The sequence below is a fragment of the Aquabacterium sp. genome, assembly GCF_016195855.1.
In the GTDB taxonomy this organism is placed as follows: domain Bacteria; phylum Pseudomonadota; class Gammaproteobacteria; order Burkholderiales; family Burkholderiaceae_C; genus Aquabacterium.
In genome coordinates this window covers 205,705-226,345 of record NZ_JACPYU010000010.1, presented here as the reverse complement: position 1 = coordinate 226,345, position 20,641 = coordinate 205,705, and the positions used below count along the sequence as shown (strand labels likewise).

Sequence of the window (20,641 nt, the reverse complement as noted above, 5' to 3'; positions counted from 1 at the left end):
GCATCCCCAACCTGTGCCTGAACATGGGAATCGACGGTGGCCCTGATCGGATTGCGCTCGCCCAACAGGTGGCCTGCAGGCTCGCTGCGGGCACGCCTCCTGCTGCTCATCGTGATCGTGGCCTTGCCCATGACGCTGCTCATGGCCGTGCTGATCGCGCAGCACCTGCGTGACGAGCAAGTGCGCTTCGAGTCCGCCATGCAACACCGTGCAGCGGGGCTGGCGCAAGCCGTGGACCGTGAAATACGCGCCTCGATCGGTGCGCTCAATATCCTGGCGGTCTCGGACACCTTGCAACGTGACGACCTGGCAGGCTTTTTCAGCGCGGTGGCGGCCCTGCCCAACACGCCCGGCGCATGGCAGGGCGTCTTTCTGATCGGGCCGAACAACGAGGTCCTCCTCAACACCGGTCAACCGCAAGGCAAGCCGCTGGGCGCGTTTGCCGATGCCGACTTGCTCGACCTGGTTCGTCAGGCGCCGCAAGCGCGGCTGAGCAACCTGATGGTGGCCCCAGACGGGCAATGGCGCACCAGCGTGCTGGCGCCTGTGCTCGTGGGTGGGCGTGTCCGCTACATCCTGGGGGCGTGGCTGGCGCCGTCTGTCTGGCAAAAGCTGCTGGATGAGCGCGCGTTGCCCGGCGGGCAACATGCTGGCCGCACCTGCCTGGTTGAAGGGCAGCTGCGCCAGCTGGCTTGTGACCGCGGTAGCGAGGCCATGCTCAACCATCCGCTACCCGATCCCCTGCAGACCCTGCTGCGCCGGCAGGCCACGGGGTGGATTCGCGGCGAGGCTTTCCGTGCGGACGACAACCACGCAGCATGGCAGGCTGTCGGGCCATTCTCCTGGCAGGTGCTGGTCATCGAGCCCGTATGGCCCACCTTGATCGCGCAGCTGGGTGGTGCGGCAGAGCTGTCCATCGCCGGCCTGTTGACGCTGATTGTGGCCGTGACCTTTGCGCTGAAGCTGGTGCGGCGTGAAGGCGTGCCCACGCCGGCCGTGCTGCGCAAACCACCCAAAGCCACAACCCCGGCCTTACCGCTTGAGCAGTCGCGTGTGAACGTGCTCCCTCATGAACTCGACGAGCACGTGTTGATCGAGTGGGCACAAAGCATCGGTCACATCGGCTTTTTCAACCAGGCGCAAGGCAACCCACAAGTGCGATGGACGCAAGGGCTGTCGCACTTGCTGGGGCTGGCCTCAGCCTCACACGAAGGCAGCTGGCGTCCGCTGCTTCGCCGCCTTCACCCGCAGGACAGAAAGCCCCTGCTGCAACAGGTGAAGCGAGCCGTGCGCCAAGGGGTCGAGCAAGTCACGCTGGAGGGGCGGTGCCTGTCGAGCGAGCCGCAGCCACGCTGGCTGTCGTGCCGGGCCTCCATTGCCTACGACGCACACCGTCGGGCACGCAGTGTCACCGGCATGGTGATGGACATCACGGCGCAGAAGACGCTGGATCGCGAGCGGGCAGCCTTGATGGCGCGTGAGCAGGTAGCCCGACAGGAAGCCGAAAGCGCCAACCGGGCCAAGGACGAGTTCCTGGCCATGCTGGGCCACGAGTTGCGCAACCCCCTGGGTGCCATCTCTGCGGCCTGCGAGGTCCTCAACCGGGCAGACCCTCAGCAGGATGTGGCCCAGCGCGCCCGCCAGATCATTGCACGGCAGACCACGCACCTGTCCAGGCTCATGGACGATCTGCTGGACGTGTTCCGCGTGATCTCCGGCAAGGTCCTGCTGGTACGGGCGCCCATGCTGCTGGGACAGGTTGTGCAGCGTGTGGTTCACACGCTGGAACTGGCAGGTCAGCTCGGCGCGCATGAACTGAGCTTGCAGCTCGATGAGGTCTGGGTCCACGCGGATGTCACGCGCATGGAGCAGGTGATCACCAACTTGCTGAGCAACGCCGTGAAATACACGCCGGCCCAGGGCCGCATCGAGGTCCGCGTTCAGGAAGTGGGCAACCAGGCCGTCTTGCAAGTGCGTGACAGTGGTGTGGGCATGACACCCGAGCTCATGGACCATGTCTTTGACATGTTCGTTCAGGGCGAGCGCGCCATGGACCGGCCGCAAGGCGGGCTGGGCATCGGGCTGGCCCTGGTGCGCCGACTGACCGAGTTGCATGGTGGCCAGGTCAGCGTGGACAGCCCGGGCCCGGGCCAGGGCTGCACCTTCACCGTGCGCCTGCCACTGGCCCTGGCCATGGCGCCACAGCAAGAAGCCCGTACCGAGCATGGGGCAAGCCCCTCGCGCCGTGTCGTGGTGGTCGAAGACAACGAGGACACACGTGAAGCCCTGTGTGCCTTGTTGACGCTCCATCACCATGACACCTACTCGGCCACGGAAGGGCGAAGTGGCCTGGAGCTGATCATGCAGGTACAACCTGATGTGGCCTTGATCGACATCGGGCTGCCTGGCCTGACGGGGTACGACGTGGCCCGCCATCTGCGCGCCACGGGTTATGGGGGGCGGCTGATCGCCGTATCGGGCTATGGCCAACCGGCCGATGTGCAGCGCGCCCACCAGGCCGGCTTCAACCAGCATGTGGTCAAGCCGGTGAACCCCAGCATGCTGGAACAGTTGCTGGCGCCCCTGGCCACCTGACATGGACAGGCCATCGCAATCCCCTGCTGCGGGCAGGGCCGACTGCGTCAAGGGAATCAAACTGTAAACACTTCATCTGCCGGCTTGACTGGGCGCCGTGCGACTGCACAATCCATCGATTGGGAGTTGATGGATGTTCAAGGAGCGCCGACCATGCCTCATGCATTGGTTGTGGATGATGAAGCCGACGCCGCCGACATGCTGGCGTCGCTGATTGCCAGTGAGGGCTTCAGTGTGGCCACGGCCGGGTCCTTGCGCGAGGCCCGTCGCCAACTGGCCTTGCAAGAGCCCGATGTCGTGCTGCTGGACCTGATGCTGCCCGATGGCAGCGGCATGCAGCTGTTTGATGACGAGAAGGCCCTGGTCAACGCCGAGGTGGTGTTGATGACGGGCCACGCGAGCCTGGAGACCTCGATCCAGGCCCTGCGCCTGGGTGCGGCCGATTACCTGCTCAAACCGATCCAGCTCAAACAGCTGTCGAACGTGCTGTCCAGGGCCACCAAGCCGGCCGCCTTGAAGGCCGAGGCCAGCGCCTTGATGGACGGGCTGGAGAAAGAAGGGCACTTTGGCCTCCTGTGGGGACGCTCCCCGGTCATGCGCAAGGTGTACGACCAGATCGTGAGGGTCTCGGCCACGGCGGTCACCGTGCTGATCACCGGCGAGAGCGGGTGCGGCAAGGAGGTGGTGGCCAGCACCGTGCATGAACTGAGCCGGCGTCGACATCGTCCCTTCATTGCAGTGAACTGCGGCGCCATTTCCCCCAACCTGATCGAGAGCGAACTGTTCGGGCACGAAAAGGGCAGCTTCACGGGCGCTGAACGCCAGCATCAAGGCATCTTCGAGCGGGCCAATGGCGGCACACTTTTCCTCGACGAGATCACGGAGATGCCCCTTGATCTGCAGGTCAAGCTCTTGCGTGTGCTGGAGACCAACAGCTTCTCGCGGGTGGGCTCCACCCAGACCCAGCAGGCGGACGTGCGCATCATGGCCGCCACCAACCGGCCGCTCGATCAGGCGGTGAAGTCGGGCAAGCTGCGCGAAGACCTGCTCTACCGGCTCAATGTCTTCCCCATCGAGTTGCCGCCCTTGCGCGAGCGCATGGAGGACGTCCCCCTGATCGCTGCGCACTTTCTGGACGACATCTCGCGTCGCGAGGGCGTGGTCAAACAATATGACCCGCAAGCACTGAGCAGGTTGAGCAGTTATGCCTGGCCCGGCAATGTGCGCGAGTTGCGCAACATCGTGCACCGGGCTTACGTGATGGCCTCCGGCTCGGTGATCACCGACGAATGCCTGCCCCGCCCGGACGAACCGCCCTCGGTGGTGTCGGGGGCGCCCGTGCTGCACATCGACATCGGCACGCCATTGGCCGAGGTCGAGCGCCAGGTCATCCTGGGCACGCTGGACCACCTTGGCCGGCACAAGGAGCGCACGGCCGCCACGCTGGGTATCAGCCTCAAGACGCTGTACAACCGGCTCAAGGAGTACGCCACGATGCCGTCTGAGCTGGGCGAGCAGGAAGAGGCCTGCGAGCCGCCCAAGACCTGAGTCAGGCGCGACGTTGCCGGCGCTGCCCGGCCATCTCGATGTTCATCATCTGGCGGTACTTCGTCACCGTACGGCGTGCCACAGCCAGCCCTTGCCTGGCCAGCAAGCGGGTGATCGCCACGTCGGAGTAAGGCCGCGTGGGGTCTTCGCTGTCGATGATGTCCTTGATGAGCCCGCGTATGGCCACGGTCGAGCAGATGCCGCCGTTGCTGGTGTGCACCGCACGCGAGAAGAAGCGCTTGAGCTCGAAGACACCGGAACGGGTGGCCATGTACTTGTTGTTGATGACCCGAGAGACCGTGGATTCATGCAGGCCCAGCTCCTGTGCCACATCACGCAGGCTCAGGGGCCTCATGCCCATTTCGCCGTACTCCAGAAACAGATGCTGGCGCTGCACGATGAGCCGGGCCACGCACAAGATGGTGTGAAAGCGCTGCTCGACATTGCGCACCATCCATCTGGCGTCCCGCAGATGTGCAGCCAGTTCGGCATGGCGGGCATCGCGATGACGCTGAAACAGCTCCGAGCATGCCTGGTTGATGCTGACCTTGGGGACGACAGCCGGGTTCAGGGACACGACCCATTGCCCTTTGTCGAACCTGGCAACCACATCCGGCACGATGAAAGCCATGGGGTCGGCACTGTAGCGCCAGCCCGGGTGCGGGTCCATGTGCCTGATGCGCTCGCAGACCGCGTGCACATCGGCCTGGCTTTGCCCCAATATCCGGGCCAGGGCATCTGTGTCCCGCGTCGCCAGCAGGTCCAGATGGTCGCGGATGATGGCCCGGGCCATCCTCTGCTGCCTCAAGCCTTCGATTTCGGAGATCTGCAAAGCCAGACACTCCTGCACGTGGCGTGCGCCCACACCTGTGGGCTCCATGGATTGCACCCGGGTCAGCGCCTGAACAAGTTCCTGTTCATCTACCACTGGCTCAAGTCCGGCGAGGGCCGCCAGCTCGGCCAGGTCCTGACGCAGGTAGCCATCGTCATCCAGCGATTCGATCAACAGCCCCACCAAGGCCCGCTCGCGATCGGAGAGCTTGAGCGCATTGGCCTGGACATGAAGGTAGGGGCGCAACCTGGTGACGGCCGGGACGCTGTTGACGAGGCCCATGTCGTCATCACCTTGATCGGCTTGCCTGCTGCCTGAAGTCGCCCATGGCGCCCCGCCACTGACCCACGCCTCATCGGCATCCTGAATGAGCACCTCCGCTTGCAAGCCGGCGCGCTCGGCCATGAAGGATGGGGCCTCGTCATTGGCCGCGACGTCGGCCGCGATGGGGGTGCCATCGTGGGCCAGTTCGGCAAGCGGGTCACCCTGCTCCAGAAACGGGTTCTGCGCCACCACCTCGCTGACCTCCTGCGCGAAGTCAAGCGAGGACAGTTGCAAAAGGCGCACGGCCTGTTGCAAGCGGGGGCTCATGGCCAGGCCTTGTTGCGAAGCCAGCTTGAGTGAGGTCTGGGGCATGACGGGGGCTCTCTCTGTGGTGGATGGATGCCTGCTGCGCCGCAACATCCATGCCCAGGCATGACCCAGGCAGCAACCCTCCCCAAGCCGGCCAAGGCTACATGGCTTTGTGTGTCTTGCGGCAATGATTGCCGGTCCAGTACGTCGATGACAGCACCATCACGGCCAGGGTGAAAGCACGGCTTGCAGAAAACAAACAGGTCAGCGTCATGCGGCTGAGTGTGGAAACACTGGGGGGTGAAGTCCTGTTGTCAGGCTTTGCGCTGACCCCCGAAGAACGCGCCCTGGCTGGCGGCCTCGCCCTGACGGTATCGGGTGTCCAGAGTGTGCGCAACAACATCGAAGTCCGCACCAACGCGAAATGAAGTGGCTCCATTTCGCGCCGCAGTCATGGGTCGCCTTGCTCAAGGGCAGACGGCCCATGAGCCTCACTCATCGTGGCGAGCTGGGTTCGCTGTCCGCATTGCTTGCGCTCCCTTGATTGTCTTTGGCCTTGTTCTTGTTGCCGGCCTTGTGCTTCTTGCCTTTGCTGGCACCCGAGGCCTTGTCTTCATCAGGCTGACTGGCGGCATCCCCGCGCAAGCCTGCCGCAGGTGGCGCGTCGTCCATGTTCCACGGTGGCATGGCCGGTCGGTTTGCGCCTGCCCCGGTAGCGGCCCCGGTAGCGGCCCCGGTGGCTGCCCCCTTGGACGAGCCGGGGGTGTCGGCCTGGGCCTTGGGAGGCTCACCCGTTGTCGTCGGCTCGGACCACACCGGCCCGACCATCGACAGCATGGCGCAGGCCAATGCAGCGGGAATGAGTTGTTGACACACGTTCATTGAATGGCTCCTTACAGAAGTGTTTCAGCACCCCGAACCTGGGTTGCCGCATGACTCTTGGGGCAAGCGACGTGCCTTGTCGGCCGCCAGCCTGGTCTTCCGTGGCGTCGGCGCCTTGCTGATGCGGGCGGCAATGGGTTCCGATCTTTTGAAAAAAGTGCGGCAAACAAGGCGTACACCCCTGAATGCTCACCGCGGGCTCATGACGCAGACCCGCGTCATCACGCGCAGCGCCACCGCCATCCTCAGCCTGATCGGCGTCGCCAAGGTGCTGATGACCGTCCCCGATGTCCCGAGGCCGGCGAACAGGTCATGCAGTTGCGCTGCCTGGTCAGCTCTGCCGATTCCCTGAAGAACTGGGATTTGCGTTGCGAGGTGCGCGAGCGGCTTCTGGCCTACATCCAGCTGGGGTATCCGCAATACCTGCCAAGGTTGAGGGCGGACTGGGACAAGGCGGGGCCTCTCGCCCCTGAGCGGCCCGCCGCCTGATGGCCAGCAACATCAGGCGGGTCACGTCCGATGGGTCGCGCAGCAGGTAACGCGCGTGGCTGGCCTCGCACCAGCCCACACGCACGGTCAACCAATGGCGGGGGGCCCCCGTGAAGGCCAGCTCATCGGTGTCATCGTCTCCCACATAAAGGGCCTGGCCGCAGCCACTGTCTCGCATCAAGGCCAGCAGGGCGTGCCGTTTGGTGCGAGCCCCGGGCGGCAAGAGGTTGATCACCATGTGCCCCGGTATGGCCAGCGCAGGTGGATTCAGACTAGCCACACGCGCGTTCAACAGGCTTGCAGCCTGTTCATGATCCGCGCAATGGCGGTAGTGCAAAGACAAGGTCACCCCCTTGTCTTCGATGAAAACGCCCGCCAGTTGGGGATGCTGTGCGCCAGTGGCCCCCATCCTGGCCAGTTGAGCCAGCCAGGCCTTGCAACAGCCCACCAGGCTTGCACGCGTGTGCACGTCCACGCCGGGCAAGCCTTCGTTGCCATGGTTGCCCACCACATACCTCACCCCTTCAGGCAGGCGCGCCACCAGATCGGCACGGGCACGACCAGAGACCACCGCCACGCAGGCCAGGCTGGACAACTGGGTCAGGGCCTCGCGGGCAGCAGGCAGCAGGCCTGCCTGGCTGGGCCGATCGGTGAGCGGCGACAAGGTCCCGTCGAAGTCAAAGGCAAAGAGCGTGTCACCACCCAGCCAGCGCGACAAGATGGGGCGCTGAGGGCGGGCCAGCAGGTGCTTCATGCAGGACTCCAGTTGACAAGATGCCATCGGGGTTCAGGCCCGGCGCTGGCGCGCACCGGACTCATCAAGGTTGTGCCGCCAGGGCATGTGAAAGCGCTTTGGCGCAGGGCTGGCCACCTGCACGATGCGGTTGTGCACGCGGATGCGCTGGCGCTCGTCTGCCGCATCGAGCAGCATGCGCCCGGCCCATCGGTAGATGTTGAAGTCCACCAGCCGCTGGCGCATCGCCCGCATGCGCTCTTGCTGTTCTGCCCGGCTCATGGTCAGCGCGCGGTGCAGGGCGTCCGTGGTTTGCCCGATGTGATACGGGTTGACCACCAGGGCCTCGTAGAGCTCGCTGGCAGCGCCGGCAAAGCGGCTGAGGATGAGGCCGCCGTCTTCGGTGTCCCGTGCGGCCACGAACTCCTTGGCCACCAGGTTCATGCCGTCGTGCAGGCTGGTGACCATGGCCAGATCGGCGGCGCGATAGTGCTCCGTCACCGACCGGCTGTCGTGGTGCTCGATGAGCAAGATGATCGGCGGCGGTGAGCCTGGTGCCACCTGGGCAAACCGGTCATTGATGCGTGCAGCATGCTCACGCACACTGGCCTCCAGCCGCTTGTAGGCGTCCAGCGTGGAACGCGTTGGCGCGGCGATCTGAATGAAGGTGAAGCGCCCCACCCATTCCGGCCTGGTCTCCAGCAGGTGCTCGACCGCCAGCAGGCGCTCCACGATGCCCTTGGTGTAATCCAGCCGGTCCACCCCGATGCCCAGCTTGTGCTCGCTGGGCAGGCCATGACGAAGGCGCACGGCACTTCGGGCCTGCATCTTCAAGGCCTGGGCGTTGTCGGGCGGTGGGGTCCAGTGGATCGAGATGGGGTAGTCACGCACCTTGGTTCTTTGCCCCTGGAAGATCACCGAGTCATCCTCGCGAGAAATGCGCGACTCCATGAACCGGTCCACCGACTCCAGGAAGTTCTGGCAGTGATAGCGCGTGTGGAACCCCAGGATGGTGCTGCCCAGCAAGCCCTCGATGATGTGCCGCCCCCATGGGCAGATGCCAAAGGACTCGGCGTTGGGCCACGGTATGTGCCAGAAGGTGAGGATGGTGGCCTGCGGCAGGCGCTCGCGCAGCAGCTTGGGCAGCAAAGCGAAGTGGTAGTCCTGCACCAGGATGACGGGATTGGGCGAGCGGGCCTCGGCCACCACGGCGTCGGCAAACTTGGCATTGACGGCCTGGTACTGCATCCAGTCGCTGTCGCGAAACACCGGGCGTTCGTGGGCGATATGGCACAGCGGCCACAGGCCTTCGTTGGCAAAGCCGAAGTAATACCCTTGCTCCTCTTGCGGCGAGAGCCAGACGCGCCGCAGCGTGTAGGCGCCTGGCTCGGGCACGCCATCGTGCGACTGCGGTGGCACCTGGATGCGCGAGCGTGCATCAACCACATCTGCATCGGCCGAGCCGCTGCCGTGCGCCACCCAGATGCCCGAACAGGCCCGCATCACGGGCTCCACGGCCGTCACCAGGCCGCTGGCCGGACGTTCCACGCGGATGCTGCCGTCGGCTTGCCGCTGGTGGATGTAGGGCTCGCGGTTGGAGACCACGATCATCTCGTCACCAAACAGATGCTCGCGCAGCAAGAGCTTGAGGGTCTCGGGACGCCACTCGATCGTGGTGTCCTTGAGGATGCGGCGGTCCTCGTGGACGCTGCGCAGGAGCCGGCGCAGATCGGGCAGCAAGGGCTCGATTTCCGGTGCGGTGCGCTGCTGCCCCTGCGCCACATGGTCCTCACGCAGGATGCGCCGCACCCCACTGACCCAGTATCGCCAGCTCCAGTTGGCCATCAGCAGCAACATGGCCGCCAGGCAAAAGCCCAGCGCGGCAAACACCCAGATCACATAGCGCTGCGTCTGCTCACCACGACGCCAGGCGGCATGGCGGCTGTGAACCACCACCATGCGCGCCATGTCGGCGTTGGGTAGGGCGGACAACGGCAAGGCGACCTGGCTCACATGGGCCTCCAGTTCGCCGTTTTGCCCCTGCTTGCCCAGGTCGCGCGAGACGTCTCCCGCGCACCCCAGGGTGACCGGATAGGTCTGGCTCCAGGCGAACAGTTGCCGGTGGCTGTCGCACACGGCAACGGCCATCAGGCGCTGGTCCTGTGTCAGCGCGTTGAGCCGGCTGGTCAGGCCCGCTGGCTCGCCCGTGCGGATGGCAACCTGCACCGGCTCGACCATGGCCTGGCCCAGCAACAGGGCCCGCTCATCGAGATCCCGGTCCGCCCAGTTCAACAGCAAGGGATGGACAAGGTTGAGCACGATGGCAGACAACAACGCGATGACCGCCAACAGCGGCAAGATGAACACGACGCTCCAGCGGAGCATCCGCATCCAGGCCCCGCGCACAGAAGAAGCAGACATGGTGAGGTCCCTCGAAAGCCACGTGAATCACGTTCTGCAATGAGGGGCAAACAGCGTGCCTGAAAGCGGCGGCGGATCTCGCCGCGGACTTGCCTGTGTGTCAAACTCGGCCAGCGCCGGGCATTCGCCTGGCCCGAAATGGATCACCGCATGAGCATCGTTGTGTATTGGCTGACCCAAGGCCAGCCTTTCGTGGCCACCTTCAATGACCAGCAATTGCTCGAAGCGCTGGCCTTCTCTGAAGCTAAACGCAAGGAGAAGGACGCCGACGGCAAGCCGCTGCACAGCCACATCGTCACCAATTCGGAACTGGGCGACCACGTGGGCAAGCCCGGTGTCAGCGACGAACTGCCCGCCGACTACAGCTGGACCAAATCCCACCGAGGTGGCCCACCGGAGTCTGGCAACCCACCCAGGACCCTGGCTTGAGCCCCGCCAAATCCTGGACAATGGCGCTCTGAGCAAGTTTTTGCTGAACCCGATCCTGAACAAGAAGAGACCCATGAGCGAAGCCGCACCTACGCCCGCCCTGCCTGACCGCCTGGCCATCGATCCCTCCAGCCCTTATTTCAACGCTGACGTGTTCAAGCACGACATCGGCATCCGCTTCAATGACAAGGAGCGTGTCGATGTTGAAGAGTACTGCGTGAGCGAAGGCTGGATCAAGGTCGCCGCCGGCAAGAAGGTCGACCGCAAGGGCAAGCCCCTGATGCTCACCCTCAAGGGCAAGGTCGAAGCCTTCTACAAGTAAGGCTCAGGTGCGCGTGCCGCGCCTCACACCTTGACGGGGTCGGCCGGCTTGCCAGCCTGCGGCGTCAGCGACACCTCCTCCGCGCCAAGCTGGCGCGTCAGGAAGCCCTCGAAATCGGCAATGGCCACGGGCTTGCTGAACAGATAGCCCTGAAAGCGATGGCAACCGATGGTGGTCAGGAAGCTGCGCTGGCCTTCGGTTTCCACCCCTTCGGCGATCACCTCCAGGCCCAGGTTCTGGCCCAGGCTGACCACGGTGCTGGCAATGGCCGCATCGTTGGGGTTGGTCTGCAGGTCGCGCACAAAGGCCTGGTCGATCTTGAGCTGGTCCAGCGGCAGGCGCTTGAGGTAGGACAGCGATGAGAAGCCGGTGCCGAAGTCATCGAGCGAGAAGCTCACGCCCCGCTCCTTGAGCGCCGACATCTTGGCGATGATGTCGTCCACATCGTTGACCAGCATGCTCTCGGTGAGCTCCAGCTTGAGCCGGCTGGGCTCGATGCCGCAACGGTCCACGATGCTGAGTACCTGTGCGACGAAGTCCGGCTGACGGAACTGTCGCGCACTGACGTTCACAGCCAGCTGCAAAGCGGCGGTCGCGGGGTTCAAGGCCCAGCTGGCCAATTGCGTGCACGCCTGCTTGAGCACCCACTCGCCCAGCGGCAGGATCAGGCCGGTCTGCTCGGCCATGGGGATGAACTCGCCTGGCGACACCATGCCGTGGCGCGGGTGCTTCCAGCGCACCAGGGCTTCGGCACCGATCACCCGGCCATCGGCATGCACCTGCGGCTGGTAGTGCAGCAGGAACTGCCCTTCGATCAGGGCGGTGCGGAAGTCGGCCTCCAGTGCATTGCGGGCATTCACGTCGGCCTGCATCACCTGCAGGACCATGTAGAGCGTGGCCACGGCAAAGATGTCGTTGCCCCAGGCATTGAGGGCGCGCACATCGTCGGGCTGCACATAACCGGGCGCCAGGCCGAAACGGGTCAGGTCCAGGAAAACGAAGGCGGCAAAAAAGAGCAGCGGCACGCCATGGCGCAACACGCTGTGCCGGCCGCGCAGCAAGAGGTAGGCACCCGCCCCCAAGGACGGCAAGAGATGGTGTGTGGAGCGAGGCACCTTGTCCGAAGGCACGTCGATCACCAGGCAGATGCCGATCAGCGTGATGAACAGCGTGCCCAGCACCAGCATGCCCGCCGCATGGGCGTTCTGCCGGCGGGTCATCACCACCCCCACGATGCCCGTGCCCATCAGCCACAGCTCCATGGGCACGGCCAGCCATTGCGCACGCAAGGCGAACAGAATGGCCCACCCGCCCCCTGCCACGATCAGGAAGGCGCAGCCGATGAGCACCATCAGCTCGATGCGCCGCTGATGCTTGTCACCTGGGCTGCGCCAGATGCCGCGGCTGTTCTGTTTGGCAGGTTTGCCCGCTTGCTGGCCGGGGAAAGGCATGTAGGCGTGCGCGTTGAAGGATGAAAGTTACACCTTATATCGGATGCGGGCCGACTACCCTTGAGGGTAAGTGCCAAGCAGCGCCATAGCGTGAACAATGCCCGCGCGCCAGCGTGCACCGGTACACACATCCGCCACAGCTCATCGATGGGCGCGGGGCGCCACGCACGACGTCCCAAAAGCTCATCCGTACATACCCCGAACCCCATCCAATTGGCCCAAATCATCAAGCACCTGGCCCATTTCGTCATTTGCATCCTGCCCTCGGCGCGGCAACATCAAGCACCGCCGGAACGTCCCGGCCCCGTTCAACCCGGCAAGGAAGTTCGATGCAGGTCCCGTCACCCGTTCACTCCGGCAACAAGCCATTGGGCGCACTGATCGTTGGCACCGGCTTTGGTGGCATCGGCATGGCCATCGCCTTGCGCCGTGCGGGCCTGGGCGACTTCGTGATCCTGGAAAAGCAGCACGATGTGGGCGGCGTCTGGCGTGACAACAGCTACCCCGGCGCGGCCTGCGACGTGCCCTCGCACCTGTACTCGTTTTCGTTCGAGCCCAACCCGAACTGGTCACGCGTGTTCGCCACCCAGGCCGAGATTCACAACTACCTGCGCCACTGCACCGACAAGTACCAGTTGCGCCCGCACATCCGCTTTGGCGCCGAGGTGGCCCAGGCCAGCTATGACGAGTACCGTGCGCTTTGGACGGTGACCTTGCGCGATGGCCAGCAACTGGAGGCCCGCCTGCTGATCACGGCCACCGGCCAGCTCAGCCGCCCCTTGTGGCCCAAGCTCGAAGGGCTGGACAGCTTCAAGGGCCGCAGCTTTCACTCGGCACAGTGGGACCACGACTACCCCTTGCGCGGCCAGCGTGTTGCCGTGATCGGCACGGGGGCCTCGGCCATCCAGTTCGTGCCGGCCATTGCCGACGAGGTGGCATCGCTCAAGGTCTTTCAGCGCTCGCCGGCCTACATCCTGCCGCGACCCGATCGCGCCTACAGCGAAAACGAGAAGGCCCTGTTGCGTCGCCTGCCCTGGCTGATGAAGCTGCTGCGCGCGCGCATCTATGTGCAGTACGAATCACGGGCGCTGGGCTTCACGCGCTTGAAGGGCCTGATGACCCTGGCGGCCGGCCTGCCCTTTCGCCGCCTGCTCAAACAGCAGGTGCGCGACGCCGCGCTGCGCCGCAAGCTCACACCGGACTATCCGATCGGCTGCAAGCGCATCCTTTTGTCGAGTGAATACCTGGCCACGATGAGCAAGCCCCAGGTTGAGCTGGTGACAGAGGGCATCCGCCGCATCACGCCCGATGGCGTCGAGACCACCGATGGCCAGCACCATGCGGTGGACGCGCTCATCTTCGGCACCGGCTTTGCCGCCACCGAGTTCCTTGCGCCCATGCGCATCACCGGGCGCGGTGGCATCGACCTCAACGAGGCCTGGCAAGGCGGCGCGCAAGCCTATCTGGGCCTGACGGTGCCGGGCTTTCCCAACCTGTTCATGCTGTACGGCCCCAACACCAACCTGGGCCACAACTCCATCGTCTACATGCTGGAGAGCCAGATCGCCCATGTGCTGCGCTGCATCCAGGCCATGCGCAAGACCGGCGTCGACACCATCGAGGTCGATGCGCAGCGCTACGCGCACTACAACGCCCATGTGCAGCAGCGCCTGCTGGGCACGGTGTGGAACGGCTGCAAGAGCTGGTATGTGGACGCCTCGGGCCACAACAGCACCAACTGGCCCGGCTTCACCTGGAGCTACCGCTGGCTGACCCGGCATGCTTCACTGCAAGCTTACGACCTGGTGCAGCGCTTTTCACCACAAGCGCGTTAGAGTGGGGGCGTCTCCCTTGCTTGACGCCCATGACCTCATCACAACGTCGCCACCACCATCGCACCGACCTGGCCCGCATTGCCGAAGAGGCCATGACCGAGCGGGGGCTGGAGCCCAGCTTTTCGGTCAGTGTGCAGCGCCAGCTGGATGCCCTCACCGGGCCCGCGCAAGACACGGACCCGCTCATCCGCGATCTGCGCGCCCTGCCCTGGTGCTCCATCGACAACGACGATTCGCTGGACCTGGACCAGCTCACCGTGTGCGAGCCGATGGCCGATGGCGCGGTCAAGATCCTGGTGGCCGTGGCCGACGTCGACAGCCTGGTCGACAAGGGCTCGCCCATTGACGAGCACGCGCGCATCAACACCACCTCGGTCTACACCTCGGCCCGGATCTTTCCGATGCTGCCCGAGCGGCTGTCCACCGACCTGACCTCGCTGAACCCGGACGCGGACCGCCTGGCCATCGTCACCGAGATGCACATCGCGGCCGATGCAAGCATCACGCAGGCCAGCGTCTACCGGGGCCTGGTGCGCAACAAGGCCAAGCTCGCGTATGACGCGATCTCCGCCTGGATTGATGGCCAGACGCCCTTGCCGGATGCTGCCCGCATCGTGCCCGAGATCGAAGGCCAGCTGCGCCAGCAGGACGAGGTCGCGCAGCGCCTGCGCAAGCAGCGCCACGCACAAGGCTCGCTGGAGCTGGAGACCTTTCAGCCGCGCGCGGTGTTTGAAGGCGAGCGCGTGGTGGACATCCGCCAGCAGGTCCAGAACCGCGGGCGGCAGTTGATCGAGGAGTTCATGATTGCCGCCAACACCTGCACCGCCAAGTTCCTGGCCAGCCATGGTGGCGCGTCGTTGCGCCGCGTCGTGCGCTCGCCCGAGCGCTGGCTGCGCCTGGTCGAGCTGGCCGGCAAATACGGCGAGACCTTGCCCAAGGCACCCGACTCGCGTGCGCTGGAAGCCTTTCTGGCGCGGCGCCATCGGGCTGACCCCTTGCGCTTTCCCGACCTGTCGCTGATCGTGGTCAAGCTGATGGGCGCGGGCGAGTATGTGGTGGAGCGCGCCAGCACCGAGCCCATCGGCCACTTCGGCCTGGCCCTGCGCGACTACACGCACTCCACGGCCCCCAACCGCCGCTACCCCGACTTGATCACCCTGCGCATGCTCAAAAGCTTGCTCAAAGGCGACAAGGCCCCGTACACCACCGACGAGCTGCAGGCCCTGGCCTTGCATTGCACCAACCAGGAAGATGCCGCACGCAAGGTGGAGCGCCGGGTGCGCAAGTCCGAAGCGGCGCTGTTTCTGGAGTCCCGCATTGGCGAGGTCTTCGATGCCATCGTGACGGGCCGCACCGACAGTGGCACCTGGGTGCGCCTGATCACGCCGCCCGCCGAAGGCATGCTGGTGGGCCACGTGCCCGAGCTGGAGGTGGGCCAGACCTTGCATGTCAAACTGACGGACACCAATGTCGAGCGCGGCTTCATTGACTTTGCCGCCATTGGCTGAACACCACCCCTGCCCACGGAATTCAAACCATGGTGAACCTGCACAGACGCCGCTGCACACGCACCCTTGCCCTGGCCGCCGCCAGCGTGGCCTTGACGGGCTGCGCCAGCCTGACGGGCGCCGAGACCGTGCGCGTCAACGTGGTGGGGCTGGAGCCCCTGCCCGGGGAGTTGATGGAGGCGCGCATGGCGCTCAAGCTGCGTGTGCAGAACCCCAACGAAGCGGCCGTGGACTACGACGGCATTTCGGTGGAGCTGGACGTGCGTGGCAACAGCTTTGCCAGCGGTGTCAGCCCCGAAAAGGGCAGCATCCCGCGCTTTGGCGAGGTGCTGATCTCGGTGCCGGTATCGGTGTCGGCATTGGCCGTCTTGCGTCAGGTGGCCGGCATGGCCAGTGGCAACAGCAACAACCGCATCGAATACGCGCTGCGTGGTCGCCTGGCGGGCAGCGGCTTTGGCGGCGTGCGGTTTTCGTCCAGCGGTGAGGTCGAGCTGCCCAAGGGGCTGCTGGGCCGCTGAGCCCGCAACGCCAACCAGGCAACGCCGGGCGTTCACAAAGTCTGGTTACAACTTCTCACCTGGGCAAGACATCCAGGGCGCATGCTCGCGCGTTGTAAGCACATGCGCTGCTGTTCTAGCGCCAGGAGAAGACCATGTCTGAAGAAGCCAAGCCATCCAACGCCGTCACCGTCCAAGTCCCCCGCACAGCCCTGTTTGCCGGGGGCGGCATTGCCCTGGTCGGCCTGGGGTTGGCCGCCGGCATGATGCTGCGCTCGCCCTCGGCGCCCGCCCCCGATGCCCAGCAAGCAACCCAACAGGCCATGGTGCAAGCCTCCGGCCCTGAAGCGGCCACCGAGGCACAAGGCAAAGCCCCCGTCGACAAAGAAGCGGCCACGCACGCCAGCACCAGCAGCCACAAGCGCGAAGCCCGCCATCAGGCCGACAACGCAGGCACTGAACAAACCGCCCAACCCATGTCGCCCGAACTCAGCGGCCGCCCGGCTGTGGCCTGCGCGAACTGTGGCGTGATTGAAGCCGTGCGTGCCGTGCAGCAAAAGGGTCAGGGCAGCGGCGTGGGTGCCGTGGCCGGTGGCGTGCTCGGTGGGGTCGTGGGCAACCAGATGGGCAAGGGCAGCGGCAAGACCGCGATGACCGTGCTGGGCGCCATTGGCGGCGGTTTTGCCGGCAATGAAGTCGAGAAGCAGACGCGCACCGTCACCGTCTATGAAGTGCGCGTGCGCATGGACGACGGCAGCGTGCGCACCTTCACGCAAAACACCGAGCCCGCACCCGGTACACGGGTGGAAGTCAATGGCCACAGCTTTCGCGCCATTGAAGCCGGCGCAGACAGCGGCCGCCCCGCCACCATCCAGACCTCAGGTTCTGGCGGCGTCTGACCCCGCGACCTCGGTGCGGTTGCGCCCGGCGTGCTTGGCCTTGTACATGGCATCGTCGGAGCGGGCCAGCAGCGTGTCCAGATCCAGGCCATGGACCCCTGAGGCCGCCAGCCCCACGCTCACCGTCAGGCGCAGCGTGGGCTGGCCCTCAGCCAGCACGATGTCCTGAGCGGCCAGCGCCTCACGCAGGCGTTCGGCAAAGCGGTAGCCGTCGTCCGGCTCGCAGTGGGTCAACAAGACCACGAACTCTTCACCACCCAGGCGCGCCACCAGGTCCCCCTGGCGCCTGGAGTGCCGCAGCGTGTGGGCCACGGCCTTCAAGGCCTGGTCGCCCGCCGCATGGCCTGCGGTGTCATTGATCTTCTTGAAGAAGTCCACGTCCAGCAGCATCAGCACCAGCTGGAAGCCGTGCCGCCTGGCACGCGCCAGCTCCGCCTGAGCCGCCTCGAAGAAAGCGCGGCGATTGGGCAGGCCGGTGAGGAAGTCGGTGGTGGATTGCTCGCGCAGGCTGACGATCAGCTTGTCCCGCTCCAGCTCCAGTGCCGCACGCGCTTGGCTTTGCTGCTTCAAGGCATTGATGCCACCAAAGACTTCGGCAAACTCATCACCCACCACGGCCTTGGGCAAGGCCCGGCTCAGGTCACCTGCGCTCATGGCATGCAAGACATCGGCCGCTTGCGACAGGGGCCGAACAAAGCGCTCATGGGCCACACGCAGCAAGAGCAGCACCAGCCCCATCAGCAAGGACGTCGTCACCAGCACCCCCGCCAGCCATTGCTGTGAACGGGCCTGAACGCGGGCGCAGCGCTGATCGGCGCCATCCAGCAGCGCGTCGCGCAGGGCCAGGATCGAGTTCATGTCAGGCACATAGGCCGCAGCGAAGTCTGCCGGGGTCATGCCGAACTGCCCCGTGTCTCGCCCGGTCGTCAGCACCATGTCGATCAGGCGTGCGGCCTTGTCGAAATAATCGCGCTCCATCAGCACATGCGCGGCCAGCACGGCATCGGCCTCGTCCATCTGCCCCATGCGCAGATCCAGCAGGTGACGCAACTGCTCGATGCGCCCCTTGACACGCTCGATGGCGGACAGCTCTTCTGGCGTGAAACGCTGTTGCCTGCTCAAGGCGGGCGTGAACAGGGAGCCCAGTTGCCCCGCGTATTCACGCAGCTCGGCAGACAGGCGCGCGGCCCAGACGGCAGACCCCAGCGCCGGGTCGGCCAGTTGGGCGTCATCGGTGAGCACGGTGATGGCCGGGGCCAACAGCGGCACCAGCTCCACCATGCCGCGCACGCTCTGGCGCAAGGCCTCGGGCTGGCGCTGCGACAAGGGCAAGGCCGCCTGCCGGTCCACGGCCAGACGCGCTTGCTTGAGCGCCCCCAGGAAGGCATCGGCCTTGAGCAGCGCCTTCTGGTAGCGCGCATGGCCCGCCTCGTGCTGCAGCACCTGATGCAAGTCAGCAAAGGCCTGGTCAGTGCGTGCACGCGCCGTCAGCAAGGCCTCATGCAACCCCGGGCTGCCCGAAGGCGTCTCGTCACCCAGCGCGCTGTTGGCCGGCCCCCGCTCGCGCGACACCATCTCCATGGCCGCCAGCGCCAGGCGCAAACGGGCCACGGCCTGCTGCCCCTCCTCGGCCCGCTGCAGCTGGCGCCACTCCAGTTGCACCAGGCGCGCCTCGACCAGCAGGAACACCAGCACCAGGCTCACGGCCATCAGCCGGAACCATCCTCGCAAGGTCAAGGTGCGTTTGAGTTTGTCCATGGTCAGTCGTTTCGCGGGCCCGGCACGGGCCGCCCGGCGACTGTATCAACAAGATGCGCCATTGTTGCGGCGCAGCATGACTTGTCACATGGTGAGCCATGGCGACAACAGGGCATTTCACGCGACACCCCCCGATTCGCGCAGCCTTCCCATTTGACAATGACAGTTTTCAGATATACATTGCCGAACCGTTTCGTCGCTTGATGCACGTCAATCGTGATCCAGTGACAAAGTACCTTCCGGGTTGAATAGCCACCGGGCTACAAAACCAGACGTAGCCAACTGGACCAGCAGGAGACAACAGACATGTCCGAACACTTTGACGTCTTGATCGTGGGCGCAGGCCTGTCCGGTATCGGCGCCGCCTGGCACCTGAGCAAACAGTGTCCGGACAAGAGTTTTGCCATCCTGGAAGGCCGCGACACGATCGGCGGCACCTGGGACCTGTTCCGCTACCCCGGCATCCGCTCCGACTCGGACATGTACACCCTGGGCTACAACTTCAAGCCCTGGACCGAGCCCAAGGTCATCGCCGACGGCGACCGCATCCGCAACTACATCCAGGAAGTCGCCCGTGATGGCGGCATGCAGCAGAAGGTCCGCTTCGGCCACAAGGTCGCAGCCGCAGACTGGGACAGCGAGACCGCCAAGTGGACGCTGACCGTGCAGAAGAAGAGCGGCGAGACCGTGCAGCTCACCTGCAACTGGCTGATGATGTGCTCGGGCTACTACAACTACGAAGAAGGCTTTACGCCGGAGTTCAAGGGCCGTGACGACTTCAAGGGTCAGGTCATCCACCCCCAGTTCTGGCCAGAGAACCTCGACTACAGCGGCAAGCGCGTGGTCGTGATCGGCTCGGGTGCTACCGCCATCACCCTGATCCCGTCGATGACCGACAAGGCCCAGCACGTGACCATGCTGCAGCGCACGCCCAGCTATGTGATCTCGGTGCCTCAGTTCGACCCGATGGTGCGCTTCCTGCTGAAGTTCCTGCCGGACATGACGGTCTACAACATCAGCCGCGCCCGCAACAACTTCATCACCCAGATGATCTTCAAGTTGTCGCGCAAGTACCCCAACGCCGTGCGCAAGTTCCTGCTCAAGCAGGTGAAGATGCAGGTGGGCCCGAACTTCGACATGAAGCACTTCACGCCGCCCTACAACCCCTGGGATCAACGCCTGTGCGCCGTGCCCAATGGCGACCTGTTCAAGGTGCTCAAGAAGGGCAAGGCATCGGTCGTGACCGACCAGATCGATCGCTTCGTCGACAAGGGCATCCTGCTCAAGTCCGGCCAGACGCTGGAAGCCGACATCATCATCACCGCCACCGGCCTGAACCTGCGCCTGTTCGGCGGCATGCAGATGTCGGTGGACGGCAAGCCCGTGGAGATGAACAAGCACATCTCCTACAAGGGCCTGATGTTCAGCGACCTGCCCAACTTCTCGAACACGCTGGGCTACACCAATGCCTCGTGGACGCTCAAGGCCGACCTGATTGCCGAGTACGTGTGCCGCTTGATCAAGCACATGGACAAGACCGGCACGCGCATCGCCACGGCGCGCCGCGACCCCAATGTGCAACCGGCCCCGCTGCTGGACATGACATCGGGCTATGTGGCCCGCGCTGAAGCCACCCTGCCCAAGGGCGCCGACCGCGCCCCCTGGAAGCTCTACCAGAACTACGCCATGGACAAGGAACAGCTGCACAACGGCAAGCTGGAAGACGGCGTGATGACCTTCTCCAAGCCCCACAAGGTGGCGCGCCCCAGCACGGCGGCCGAGCCTGTGCGCCGCTACGGCAGCTGATCCAATCAGCCAGTCAACCCGAAACAGGGGCCGACACGGGAACGTGGCGGCCCCTGTTCGCTT

15 protein-coding genes and 3 pseudogenes are annotated in these 20,641 nt (G+C 65.0%); 12 read left to right on the top strand and 6 right to left on the bottom strand.

The genetic code is table 11. From position 1 onward, the window contains the following. The first annotated feature begins 36 nt into the window (after nucleotides 1-36). Nucleotides 37-2,595 (top strand): ATP-binding protein, encoded by a 2,559-nt coding sequence (locus tag HY019_RS09465; protein ID WP_290691112.1) that lies wholly within the window; start codon nucleotides 37-39, stop codon nucleotides 2,593-2,595. Between the two features lie 153 nt (nucleotides 2,596-2,748). Continuing rightward, entirely contained in the window at nucleotides 2,749-4,143 is a 1,395-nt protein-coding gene (locus HY019_RS09460) for a sigma-54 dependent transcriptional regulator (RefSeq protein WP_290691109.1), read from the top strand. Nucleotide 4,144: 1 nt separating this feature from the next. On the opposite strand, the gene rpoN is transcribed toward HY019_RS09460, so the two are convergent. Then, nucleotides 4,145-5,611, bottom strand: a complete 1,467-nt coding sequence (gene rpoN, locus HY019_RS09455) for an RNA polymerase factor sigma-54 (protein ID WP_290691106.1) — start codon at nucleotides 5,609-5,611, stop codon at nucleotides 4,145-4,147. A gap of 128 nt (nucleotides 5,612-5,739) precedes the next feature. Here rpoN and HY019_RS09450 point away from each other — a divergent pair, with 128 nt between their 5' ends. Next, nucleotides 5,740-5,976: a BON domain-containing protein gene (locus tag HY019_RS09450; protein WP_290691104.1), complete on the top strand. Its 237-nt coding sequence runs from the start codon at nucleotides 5,740-5,742 to the stop codon at nucleotides 5,974-5,976. 67 nt (nucleotides 5,977-6,043) lie between these two features. Here HY019_RS09450 and HY019_RS09445 read toward each other — a convergent pair whose 3' ends face one another. After that, the gene (locus tag HY019_RS09445; protein WP_290691102.1) at nucleotides 6,044-6,430 is read right to left on the bottom strand and encodes a hypothetical protein; all 387 of its coding nucleotides are present in this window, start codon (nucleotides 6,428-6,430) and stop codon (nucleotides 6,044-6,046) included. Nucleotides 6,431-6,506: 76 nt separating this feature from the next. Here HY019_RS09445 and HY019_RS09440 point away from each other — a divergent pair, with 76 nt between their 5' ends. Then, nucleotides 6,507-6,782, top strand: coding sequence for a hypothetical protein (locus HY019_RS09440; RefSeq protein ID WP_290691476.1), 276 nt, complete (start codon nucleotides 6,507-6,509; stop codon nucleotides 6,780-6,782). Then, nucleotides 6,734-6,919, top strand: a pseudogene (locus HY019_RS09435) (mechanosensitive ion channel family protein); the annotation flags it as partial. The gene HY019_RS09440 and the pseudogene HY019_RS09435, both read left to right, overlap by 49 nt. Nucleotides 6,920-6,941: 22 nt before the next feature. Here the strand turns inward: HY019_RS09435 and otsB are convergent. Both otsB and HY019_RS09425 read right to left on the bottom strand, forming a co-directional pair. Further along, a pseudogene (otsB, locus tag HY019_RS09430) lies at nucleotides 6,942-7,673 on the bottom strand (trehalose-phosphatase); the annotation flags it as partial. Between the two features lie 33 nt (nucleotides 7,674-7,706). Then, nucleotides 7,707-10,073, bottom strand: a complete 2,367-nt coding sequence (locus tag HY019_RS09425; RefSeq protein WP_290691100.1) for a trehalose-6-phosphate synthase — start codon at nucleotides 10,071-10,073, stop codon at nucleotides 7,707-7,709. A gap of 150 nt (nucleotides 10,074-10,223) precedes the next feature. Here HY019_RS09425 and HY019_RS09420 point away from each other — a divergent pair, with 150 nt between their 5' ends. Then, nucleotides 10,224-10,502 (top strand): hypothetical protein, encoded by a 279-nt coding sequence (locus HY019_RS09420; protein WP_152606411.1) that lies wholly within the window; start codon nucleotides 10,224-10,226, stop codon nucleotides 10,500-10,502. A gap of 73 nt (nucleotides 10,503-10,575) precedes the next feature. Further along, the gene (locus HY019_RS09415) at nucleotides 10,576-10,824 is read left to right on the top strand and encodes a DUF3297 family protein (protein WP_290691092.1); all 249 of its coding nucleotides are present in this window, start codon (nucleotides 10,576-10,578) and stop codon (nucleotides 10,822-10,824) included. 23 nt (nucleotides 10,825-10,847) lie between these two features. On the opposite strand, the pseudogene HY019_RS09410 reads toward HY019_RS09415, so the two are convergent. Beyond that, a pseudogene (locus HY019_RS09410) lies at nucleotides 10,848-11,696 on the bottom strand (EAL domain-containing protein); the annotation flags it as partial. A 908-nt stretch (nucleotides 11,697-12,604) separates the two neighbouring features. Between HY019_RS09410 and HY019_RS09405 the strand changes: the two are divergent. The 4 genes from HY019_RS09405 (at nucleotide 12,605) to HY019_RS09390 (ending at nucleotide 17,014) form a co-directional block, all read left to right on the top strand. Then, the gene (locus tag HY019_RS09405; protein ID WP_290691085.1) at nucleotides 12,605-14,110 is read left to right on the top strand and encodes an NAD(P)/FAD-dependent oxidoreductase; all 1,506 of its coding nucleotides are present in this window, start codon (nucleotides 12,605-12,607) and stop codon (nucleotides 14,108-14,110) included. Nucleotides 14,111-14,139: 29 nt separating this feature from the next. Beyond that, complete coding sequence (locus tag HY019_RS09400; RefSeq protein WP_290691083.1) at nucleotides 14,140-15,618, top strand: RNB domain-containing ribonuclease; 1,479 nt, start codon at nucleotides 14,140-14,142, stop codon at nucleotides 15,616-15,618. 29 nt (nucleotides 15,619-15,647) lie between these two features. Further along, nucleotides 15,648-16,136 carry an LEA type 2 family protein gene (locus tag HY019_RS09395; protein ID WP_290691080.1) on the top strand — a complete coding sequence of 163 codons (489 nt, stop codon included), beginning with the start codon at nucleotides 15,648-15,650 and terminating at the stop codon, nucleotides 16,134-16,136. A 134-nt stretch (nucleotides 16,137-16,270) separates the two neighbouring features. Next, complete coding sequence (locus HY019_RS09390; protein ID WP_290691077.1) at nucleotides 16,271-17,014, top strand: glycine zipper 2TM domain-containing protein; 744 nt, start codon at nucleotides 16,271-16,273, stop codon at nucleotides 17,012-17,014. On the opposite strand, the gene HY019_RS09385 is transcribed toward HY019_RS09390, so the two are convergent. Next, a complete protein-coding gene (locus HY019_RS09385) occupies nucleotides 16,994-18,772 on the bottom strand; it encodes a GGDEF domain-containing protein (protein WP_290691074.1) in 1,779 nt (592 codons plus the stop codon). The two genes, HY019_RS09390 and HY019_RS09385, sit on opposite strands and share 21 nt — an antisense overlap. A 306-nt stretch (nucleotides 18,773-19,078) precedes the next feature. Here HY019_RS09385 and HY019_RS09380 point away from each other — a divergent pair, with 306 nt between their 5' ends. Further along, on the top strand, nucleotides 19,079-20,578 hold the full coding sequence (locus HY019_RS09380; RefSeq protein ID WP_290691071.1) for an NAD(P)/FAD-dependent oxidoreductase: 1,500 nt from the start codon (nucleotides 19,079-19,081) through the stop codon (nucleotides 20,576-20,578). The last annotated feature ends 63 nt before the right edge of the window (nucleotides 20,579-20,641 follow it).

Bases quoted from the DNA above. Each gene is read 5' to 3' on its own strand.
- HY019_RS09460 (WP_290691109.1), top strand. From the start codon at position 2,749: ATGCCTCATGCATTGGTTGTGGATGATGAAGCCGACGCCGCCGACATG.
- rpoN (WP_290691106.1), bottom strand. From the start codon at position 5,611: ATGCCCCAGACCTCACTCAAGCTGGCTTCGCAACAAGGCCTGGCCATG.
- HY019_RS09445 (WP_290691102.1), bottom strand. From the start codon at position 6,430: ATGAACGTGTGTCAACAACTCATTCCCGCTGCATTGGCCTGCGCCATG.
- HY019_RS09425 (WP_290691100.1), bottom strand. From the start codon at position 10,073: ATGTCTGCTTCTTCTGTGCGCGGGGCCTGGATGCGGATGCTCCGCTGG.
- HY019_RS09420 (WP_152606411.1), top strand. From the start codon at position 10,224: ATGAGCATCGTTGTGTATTGGCTGACCCAAGGCCAGCCTTTCGTGGCC.
- HY019_RS09415 (WP_290691092.1), top strand. From the start codon at position 10,576: ATGAGCGAAGCCGCACCTACGCCCGCCCTGCCTGACCGCCTGGCCATC.
- HY019_RS09405 (WP_290691085.1), top strand. From the start codon at position 12,605: ATGCAGGTCCCGTCACCCGTTCACTCCGGCAACAAGCCATTGGGCGCA.
- HY019_RS09400 (WP_290691083.1), top strand. From the start codon at position 14,140: ATGACCTCATCACAACGTCGCCACCACCATCGCACCGACCTGGCCCGC.
- HY019_RS09395 (WP_290691080.1), top strand. From the start codon at position 15,648: ATGGTGAACCTGCACAGACGCCGCTGCACACGCACCCTTGCCCTGGCC.
- HY019_RS09390 (WP_290691077.1), top strand. From the start codon at position 16,271: ATGTCTGAAGAAGCCAAGCCATCCAACGCCGTCACCGTCCAAGTCCCC.
- HY019_RS09385 (WP_290691074.1), bottom strand. From the start codon at position 18,772: ATGGACAAACTCAAACGCACCTTGACCTTGCGAGGATGGTTCCGGCTG.
- HY019_RS09380 (WP_290691071.1), top strand. From the start codon at position 19,079: ATGTCCGAACACTTTGACGTCTTGATCGTGGGCGCAGGCCTGTCCGGT.